7 protein-coding genes are annotated in these 8,995 nt (G+C 60.6%); 5 read left to right on the top strand and 2 right to left on the bottom strand.

From position 1 onward, the window contains the following. Positions 1–52: 52 nt before the first annotated feature. Complete coding sequence (locus tag BX591_RS13580; protein ID WP_111931947.1) at positions 53–1,423, bottom strand: ApeA N-terminal domain 1-containing protein; 1,371 nt, start codon at positions 1,421–1,423, stop codon at positions 53–55. A 94-nt stretch (positions 1,424–1,517) separates the two neighbouring features. After that, complete coding sequence (locus BX591_RS13575) at positions 1,518–2,315, bottom strand: DUF5677 domain-containing protein (RefSeq protein ID WP_111931946.1); 798 nt, start codon at positions 2,313–2,315, stop codon at positions 1,518–1,520. A 673-nt stretch (positions 2,316–2,988) separates the two neighbouring features. Between BX591_RS13575 and BX591_RS13570 the strand changes: the two genes are divergently transcribed. From BX591_RS13570 to BX591_RS13550, 5 genes are all read left to right on the top strand, one after another. Further along, positions 2,989–3,459 carry a hypothetical protein gene (locus BX591_RS13570; RefSeq protein WP_111931945.1) on the top strand — a complete coding sequence of 157 codons (471 nt, stop codon included), beginning with the start codon at positions 2,989–2,991 and terminating at the stop codon, positions 3,457–3,459. 303 nt (positions 3,460–3,762) lie between these two features. After that, positions 3,763–4,494, top strand: coding sequence for a gluconate 2-dehydrogenase subunit 3 family protein (locus BX591_RS13565; RefSeq protein ID WP_111931944.1), 732 nt, complete (start codon positions 3,763–3,765; stop codon positions 4,492–4,494). After that, entirely contained in the window at positions 4,494–6,272 is a 1,779-nt protein-coding gene (locus BX591_RS13560; RefSeq protein WP_111931943.1) for a GMC family oxidoreductase, read from the top strand. Before BX591_RS13565 ends, BX591_RS13560 begins: the two co-directional genes overlap by 1 nt. Beyond that, the gene (locus BX591_RS13555; protein WP_111931942.1) at positions 6,269–7,660 is read left to right on the top strand and encodes a c-type cytochrome; all 1,392 of its coding nucleotides are present in this window, start codon (positions 6,269–6,271) and stop codon (positions 7,658–7,660) included. The genes BX591_RS13560 and BX591_RS13555 overlap by 4 nt, the downstream gene beginning before the upstream one ends. A 139-nt stretch (positions 7,661–7,799) precedes the next feature. Beyond that, on the top strand, positions 7,800–8,993 hold the full coding sequence (locus BX591_RS13550; RefSeq protein WP_111931941.1) for a porin: 1,194 nt from the start codon (positions 7,800–7,802) through the stop codon (positions 8,991–8,993). Positions 8,994–8,995 lie beyond the last annotated feature (2 nt).

Here is an 8,995-nt window from a genome sequence, read left to right as displayed (position 1 = left end):
AGCTGAGGCAAACTACTATCGGCAACTTGAAACACCGGTCGCCGAACCCGCATTAACTTAAACCAACCAGCCTCCACGATTCCCGGGGCGGTTCAATCTGTGCGAGGCGGCGCAGGCGTGTGAATGGACTCCGCAAGCCCGTCAAGAAATCTTCCTTTGATAGGCCGAAGTCGAGGTATGCCCAATAGGTCAGCAACAGCTCAATCCGGGTGACTACGATATGGATCTGCCGGAACTCCCCCTCCTCCAGTTCGAGGGCCTGCCCGTGCGCAACCTTGTCCCGTACTTTCTTGATCAGCCGAAAATTTTCATCTGAAAGGTTAACGATTCTGACGATATCTGCATCTGTCGAAGCGATCGCGGCGGCATATTTCTCGGGAAATTTTGCCTCTTGAGGATAGGAAAATGTTTGGCGGACAGCGTCCAGCACATCTGTAAGCACCTTTTGATCGAGCGGCTGGGCGAACCCGCCCAGCGCATCCTGCAACCTCCTCATCCCCTCGGGACGCGGCGGCCTTACTCCTTTCTTTGGTGGATTGTGGCTGACGTAGCTGTCCAGCAGGGAGACGTATCCGAGAGCGTTGTATTCCCAGAATCCCTCGTAACGCTGCATCCCGGCGAGGCGCGTCCACCGAACCTTTCGATGGGGGGAATCGAAATATTGTCGCAGGATTGTTTCCCACTTCCCGTCTAGCCAGTGTTTCTGCACAAAGCAATCACGGACAAAATCGTTGACCGACGCATCTCGAGCAACTGGCTTGAAGGTTGCAAAATAGAGGGCGAAATAGCGTCCAGCCGGGGTCTGCACAGCCACCTCAAGAATCGATGTCGGCTGGGCGATCAGGATCGAGAGCAGACACGCAAGCTCCATGGCCTTTTCTCTCGCGTCGAGCAAAGTCAGGAGCCCGGTGGCGGGTTGAAGCGCAAACTCGATGTGCTCATGCAAGACGTGGTCTTTCCCATTGTGTGCGACCTGACCACCATATTCGGTGTTCAAATGGAACCGACGACCGCCGTCTTCGAAGTCTGCCGATATTTCATCGGGCAGACCGGACCATGTGAGCTCCTCGCCGACTTTTCCTTCAATTTTCCGCCACTGGAGAAACCATTCGGACACGTCGGCATAACGGACATCGATCCGTTGAAATTGTGGTTCAGGCACGTGACCAATGATCAGATAGTCCGCGTAAATTGTCTGGCCGTAGACCTTACATTCATACAGAGTGAAGGATTGGCCCTTTTCCGACTTCGCGTGCACTACGCCAATTGGATATTCGGTCTCCCCGCTTGGCAGCGTACTCATCATCGACAATTGCACACTTATCAGTACGCCGCCGCCGAACGTCAGTTTTCCCTCACCCAAGCTCCCGAGATCATCGCTGCTGAGTTCCACGCGGAGCGTCTTTTCTTCTAGGAAAGTCATTGTTTTTGCCGATCGTCGAAGGGATGGTTCATGTAGGATCGATTCATTACCTTTCGGTTCGCATCGGATCAGAGCATCGAGCGACCGCTAGTCGCTACTGAAGGCCAAGTTCGTTCCGGCTGACGGCCCAATGCAAAAGCAGATCGCGCATTTCAGCTTCATATTCGTCCATCCCCATAAATTCTTGGGCCAATCCGAGCAGATGGACCAGCGATGCGTTCGCAGCGAGCAGTGTGGATCGCAAATCTGACCTGTCCGGGTGAAAGATGGTCTGGGTGACCTCATCCTCTTCCTTGTAATGGCGGTGTAGCGCGCCCAACGTCATATGCGCTCCATCGCCAGACGGAAAGCGATAGGCGAGTTCGAAGAGCTTTGCCAGGCCAGCCTGAACCGCTAGGCTCGACCAAACGATTGAATGTGGTCGGTTTGGATACTCCGCCATGACCTTGGCTACTTCCTGCTCGAAGGGTGTCAGGTTAATCCCGGTATTCCCGTCGCGGTTCATGTGGATCATGGCGTTAGCCAGCGACAGGCAATGCTTTGCATGGTCTTCGTGGAGCTTGTCAACCGTACCTTCGACCTTAAGGAGGCCGCCCATCAGAATGACGGCTTCGCAGCAGAGACGCGCCAGGGAGCGTGCTTCAGCCATGGCACCACGCTCTGCCAGCAGGATCGTGGACTGAAACGACTGTAGCGATCGGTAGAAGGCCGCGACTGCAAGTAGCTGCACCTCCGTAGGATCATCGAAATGGAACTCACGCATCATGCGCATGCCGATGCGATTCATTCGGTCTGCGATGGCAAACGATTCCGGGAGTTCGGCATGAACGGAGTCGCGCCAGCTATCAAGGTCATCGCCAAGAAAGCCCACATCATTGAAGCCGTTCGCCATATAGGTTCCCCTTGGTCGCAGGTCAGGCATGTGACGAGTCTACCGCACGGCTGTTCTTTAAGCGCATTCGTCGATGTCCCAGCGGACGTTCGCGATTGCCGTTGTCGAACGACCGCTGTGCTGTAGTGAGCGGGCATGCCGGCATCAACATGCGAACGTCGGCTCAGGCCGATTAGCCGCCAACGAAGCGGGCCGCCTCGGCGAGTCAGTGTCCCTCGCCGAGAAGGTTAGGTATACCAAAGCATGCGTTGGCAGTGAGGTTTCTTGCCCACATCTGTTGCGAGCCCCATGCGGCCACTTGGAACTCGCTCAAACACACGCCTCTCTGCACGCTAAAGCCCACAACCGAGTCCGCCTCATTTAATCACCCATGCGCGCCAATTTAGCCCACCGGGTTGATCACTAGCCCTCCACTCTCCCTTACAATTTCCAAACCATCGGGACACACCCAATGGTCAGGTTTGGAAGCCTGTCGCCTCGAAACGCACACCCTCCCAAGCGGTGCGTGCGTTCGCCCCTGCCTACATATATTCCAATGGGCGGGCGGTGACGGGGGAGCCGCGAGGCTCGCCGGCATTGTTCGAGGCCCGGTCTTCCAACCCAGTCACACGCCCGCTCACCATCTACCCAGCATGTGTCGGGCGATCCTCAAAACACCAGGGAGATCGCAACCATGACCACCAAATCCAACAACAAAAAGAGCATCACCCAACGCCCACCCGTCGACGCTCTCCAATACGAAAAACTCGCCCTCTCCGCCTTCGACCTCTGCCACCGCCAAATGCGTCAACTGGAGACGCTGACCACACTCGCGTCCACATTGTGTAGGAATCCTCCCATCACAATCGACGAGCGTCATCGCCATCGCACCCTGCTCGAACTCCTCGCCCACACCGGCGAGGAATACCAGCAGCAGTTAGCCGCCGACCTCGAACTGTTCGGCGTGATCGCCCTCGACGCAAAGGGCGTCGCGAACAAGGAGCTCACGGCAAAGCAAGCAACCCGCCTCCTTGCAAACGCAACCGAAATCGCAACTCAATCGTCGGCAGCGACAAGAATCAGCCCGCGCAAACGCTCATCGGCGAAATGCGCGGCGATCGTGAAGAAGGACCATGCGCGTCGCTCGGTCGCCGTCCAGCACTGAACCAACTCAGCGGAGCGGCCAAGGGGCCGCTCGAAACCGCTCCCACCCCCGCCGTCGCATTTCCGCATCACCCCGCCCAGCCCCCAACCTCAGCAACCCACCCTCCCCAAACCCCCAACCCATTGATTCCAAACACCTTACAGCCCGAAAATCCCCATTCCCTCACTTCCCGAAACAGCTTATTGTAAAATCCCGGAAAGACTTTGGAACCGGTTCCATTTACCATGCGACACAATGCGACCGACCCGGCCAAAGACTGCCTGGCAGCGCAATGACGCGCTCCAACCTGGTGACCAGAACAATATGTCTCAATCCCCTCTAAGCTCGCGCCGCGGCTTTTTGCGCACGGCGATCGTGCTGGTTCCGGCCAGCACACTGGCTGCTTGTGACAACAAGCAACCCACCGCAACCGCACCGCAAAGCGCAAGCCAAGGCGAAAGCACCCCCGCCCAAACCGCCCCCTACAAGCCCAAATTCTTCGACGCCAGGGAATGGGCCTTCATCGAAGCCGCCGTCGACCGCCTGATCCCATCCGACGCGGAAGGCCCCGGCGCGCTCGAAGCCGGCGTTCCTGAGTTCATCGACCGTCAGATGGACACGCCCTACGCGCACGGCGCGCTGTGGTACATGCAAGGCCCCTTCGTTCAAGGCGCCCCCGAGCTCGGCTACCAGCTCAAGCTGGTCCCTCGCGACCTCTACCGCCTCGGCATCGCGGCCATCAACGCGTACTGCACGAAAACCTACGCCCGCAGCTTCGACGCCCTCGACGCCCCCATCCGCGACACCGTCCTCAGTGCGCTGGAAAAAGGCAAGCTCGAACTCACCGATGTGCCCGCATCCACCTTCTTCGGCCAACTGCTGCAGAACACGCGCGAAGGCTACTTCTGCGATCCGATCCACGGCGGCAATCGCGACATGGCCGCCTGGAAAATGATCGGCTTCCCCGGCGCGCGCGCCGATTTCATGGACTTCGTCAATCAGAACGGCGCGGCCTATCCGTATGGCCCCGTGTCGATCGAAGGAAAGCGCACCTGATGTCTACTCAAACCAAACCGCACGTCGACGCGGTCATCGTCGGCTTCGGCTGGACCGGTGCGATCCTCGCGAAAGAACTCACCGAGGCGGGCCTCAACGTGGTCGCGCTCGAACGTGGCGAGTATCGCGACACCTATCCGGACGGCGCGTATCCGAACACGATCGACGAACTGACCTACAACGTCCGCAAGAAGCTGTTCCTCGATCTGTCGAAGACCACCGTATCGATCCGTCACAACATCGCCGAAACCGCGCTGCCGTACCGGCAACTCGCGGCGTTTCTGCCGGGCGAAGGCGTCGGCGGTGCCGGTCTGCATTGGTCGGGCGTGCACTTTCGCATCACGCCGGAAGAGCTGAATCTGCGCAGCCACTACGAAGCACGCTACGGCAAGCGCTTCATTCCGGAAGGCATGACGATCCAGGACTACGGCGTCACCTACGACGAACTCGAACCGCATTTCGACTTCGCCGAAAAAGTATTCGGCACCTCGGGCCAGGCTTATAAAGTCAACGGCAAGGTAGTCGGCGACGGCAACGTGTTCGAAGCGCCGCGCAGCGATAATTTCCCGCTCGCCGCGCAATTGAACACCTATTCGGCCGAACGTTTCGGCAAAGCCGCGCGCGAGCTCGGCCTGAATCCGTATCGTCTGCCCTCGGCGAATACCTCGGGCCCGTACACGAACCCGTACGGCGTGCAAATGGGCCCGTGCAACTTCTGCGGCTTCTGCAGCGGCTACGCGTGCTACATGTACTCGAAGGCCTCGCCGAATCTGAACATTCTGCCCGCGCTCAAACCGCTGCCGAATTTCGAACTGCGCTCGCGTTGCCACGTGTTGCGCGTCGATCTCGACGATACGAAAAAACGCGCCAAGGGCGTGACGTATGTCGATCCCGCAGGCAACGAAGTGTTCCAGCCCGCCGATCTCGTGATCGTCGCGGCGTTCCAGTATCACAACGTGCATCTGCTTCTGCTGTCGGGCATCGGCAAGCCGTATGACCCGGTCTCGGGCGAAGGCGTGGTCGGTCGCAATTTCGCGTATCAGAACCTCTCGACGATCACCGCGTTCTTCGATAAAGACACCTTCACCAATCCGTTCATCGGCGCGGGCGGTAACGGCGTCGCGGTCGACGACTTCAACGCCGACAACTTCGATCACGGCCCGCTGGGTTTCGTCGGCGGCTCGCCCTTGTGGGTGAACCAGGCGGGCACCAAGCCGATCAGCGGCATCGCCACGCCGGCCGGTACGCCGAACTGGGGTTCGGATTGGAAGAAGTCGGTGAAAGACCACTACGCGCACACCATTTCCATGGATGCGCACGGTTCGAACATGTCGTACCGCGACGTGTTCCTCGACCTCGATCCGACCTATCGCGACTCGTACGGTCAGCCGCTGCTGCGCATGACCTTCGACTGGAAAGACAACGACATCAAGATGGCCCGGTACGTCACCGGTCAAATGCACAAGATCGCGCAGCAGATGGGACCGAAGTCGATCAACGTCTACACCCGTGAATTCGGCGCGCACTTCGATTCACGTCGCTATCAGACCACCCACCTGGTGGGTGGCGCGGTGATGGGCACGGATCCGAAGACCAGCGTGTTGAACCGCTATCTGCAAAGCTGGGACGTGCATAACGTGTTCGTGATGGGGGCGTCGGCGTTTCCGCAAGGCATCGGCTACAACCCGACGGGCCTCGTCGCCGCGCTGGCCTACTGGTCGGCGAAAGCGATCCGCACGCAGTATCTGAAGAACCCCGGGCCGCTGGTGAGCGTATGAAGAAGATGATCGAAATCCAACGCGTCGCGCGAGCTATCAAACGTGCGGGTGCAGTATCGCTTTGCGTGGCGGCTGCCATGAGCGCGCCGTTCGCGGTGCAGGCGGCGACGACGCCAGCGCCATCTCAACAGCAACCGCAACCGCAATCCGACGCGGCACTCATCGCCCACGGCGAATACCTCGCGCGCGCCGGCGACTGCATCGCCTGTCACTCCGCACCCGCAGGAAAACCCTTCGCAGGCGGCATGAAATTCGACACGCCGATCGGCGCGATCTACTCGACCAACATCACGCCGGACCGCAACACCGGCATCGGCTCGTGGACCTTCGCGCAATTCGATCGCGCGGTGCGGGCGGGCGTGAAGCCGAACGGCGACACCTTGTATCCGGCCATGCCGTTCCCGTCGTACGCGCGTCTGAACGAAGACGACATGCACGCGCTCTACGCGTATTTCACGCAGGGCGTCGCACCGGTCGACCAGGCGAACCGCGCAGAAGATATCGTCTGGCCGCTGTCCATGCGCTGGCCGCTCGGCATCTGGCGTCATCTGTTCGCCCCTGAGCCCGCCACGTTCGACGCCAAGCACTACAGCGATCCGGTCGTCGCGCGCGGCGCCTACCTCGTGCAAGGCCTAGGCCACTGCGGGGCGTGCCACACGCCGCGCGCCGTGACGATGCAGGAACGCTCGCTCACCGATCTCGACGGCGCCGAGTTTCTCGCGGGCGGCGCGCCTATCGACGGTTGGGTTCCATCGAGTCTGCGCGCCAATCCGCGCACCGGCATCGGTGCATGGAGCGAAGCGGACCTCGTGCAATTCCTGAAAACCGGCCGCACGCAGCATAGCGCGGCATTCGGCGGCATGACGGACGTCGTGCAACACAGCATGCAGCACATGAGCGACGCCGATCTCACCGCGATCGCGCGATATCTGAAAACGCTGCCGTCCACCGATCCGAAGGAAACGCCGTACGCGTACAACGACACCGCCGCGCGCGCACTGCGCACTGGCGACGCGACCGCACCCGGCGCAGCCGTCTATCGCGACAACTGTACGGCCTGCCATCGCAGCGACGGTCGCGGTTACAACCGCGTATTTCCGGCACTCGGCGGCAACCCGGTCGTACAGGGTAAAGACGCCACCTCGCTGATTCATGTGCTGCTCACCGGCAGCACGCTCGAAGGCACGAAGACCGCGCCGTCCTCGTTCACCATGCCGCCGTTCGGTTGGCGTCTGAACGATCAGGAAGTCGCGGACGTCACGAACTTCGTACGCACGAGCTGGGGCAATACCGGTTCGACGGTCAGCGCGTCCGACGTGGCGAAGGTCCGCAAGACCGTCACTGTGCGTGCGCCTGACATGCCGCCGGGTGCGTCGCTCAGTCACTAACCAGGTCACCAACGCTGTTCCCCGCCTCACCACGAACCCGCTCCGTCGCGAGAAGGAGCGGGCTCGCGTGGGCGCGGCAAAAAGAGAGATCGCCATTCAGGCGACCTGAAATAGACGTTCCAACCGAGCTATTACCACGATGAAAAAACAATGGATTGCCGCCCCTCTGATGTTGTCTTTCGCCGGCCTTGCGTCCGCGCAGAGTTCCGTCACGCTGTACGGCATCGTCGATGCGGGCATTTCGTATCGCAGCAGTGAACGCACCGGCACGACCGGCAATTACAGCGGCCATTCGAACGTTGCGGCGACCAGCGGCAACCTGTCGGGCAGTCGCTGGGGCATCAAAGGTCAGGACGATCTGGGCGGCGGCTGGAAAGCGCTGTTCCAGTTGGAGGACGGCTTCGACATCACGAACGGCAAGACCGGCCAGAACGGCGGATTGTTCGGCCGTCAGGCGTATGTGGGGATCGGCAGCCAGCAATACGGCACGATCACGCTGGGCCGTCAGTACACGTCGCTGAACGACTTCGTCGCGCCCGTTGCACCGGTCGCGCTGGTCGGCGGCTACGGCGCGCATCCGGGCGACATCGACGATCTCGATCAGACCGCGCGCGTCAACAACTCGATCAAGTACACGAGCGCGAATTACGCGGGCTTCACGTTCGGCGCGTTGTATGGATTCGGCGGCCAACCGGGGAGCCTGAAGCAGCAGAACACGTGGAGCGTCGGCGCCGGCTATGCGAATGGCCCACTGCACGTCGGGGTGGGCTATGAACGGTCGGACAACAGCAAGAGCGGCCCGACAGACAGCACCTACGGCAAATGGAACGGCACCGACGACGGTCTGTTCAACTCCTCGATCAACGAAGGCTACGCCAGCGCGCAATCGCAGCAGATCATCGCGACGGGCGCAACGTACGACTTCGGCCCGGCGCTCGTCGGCGTGAACTACAGCAACGTGCAATACCGTTCAGGCGCCGACTCGCTATTCAAGGGTCACGCGACCTTCAACATTGCGGGCGTGTTCGGTCAATGGACCATCCGCCCGGCCGTGCAACTGTTCGCGGGCTACAGCTACACACGCGGCGGCGAGGTCGAGGGCGTGGACGAACGCGCGCAGTATCACAACGTCACGCTCGGCGCGCAGTACAACCTGTCGAAGCGCTCGACGGTCTACCTGATGGGCGGCTATCAGCACGCGTCCGGCGGCACGCTGGACGCCCTGGGCAATCCGGTCGCCGCCACTGCGTCGGTCAGCGACAAGGGCAATAGCCACTCGTCGGCGGCGCAGTCGCAGGCGATCGTGAGCATCGGCGTGCGCCACAAGTTCTGATC

Origin of the sequence: Paraburkholderia bryophila (genome assembly GCF_003269035.1) — a bacterium.
Classification (GTDB): Bacteria; Pseudomonadota; Gammaproteobacteria; order Burkholderiales; family Burkholderiaceae; genus Paraburkholderia; species Paraburkholderia bryophila.
This window is presented reverse-complemented; position numbering and strand designations above follow the sequence as displayed.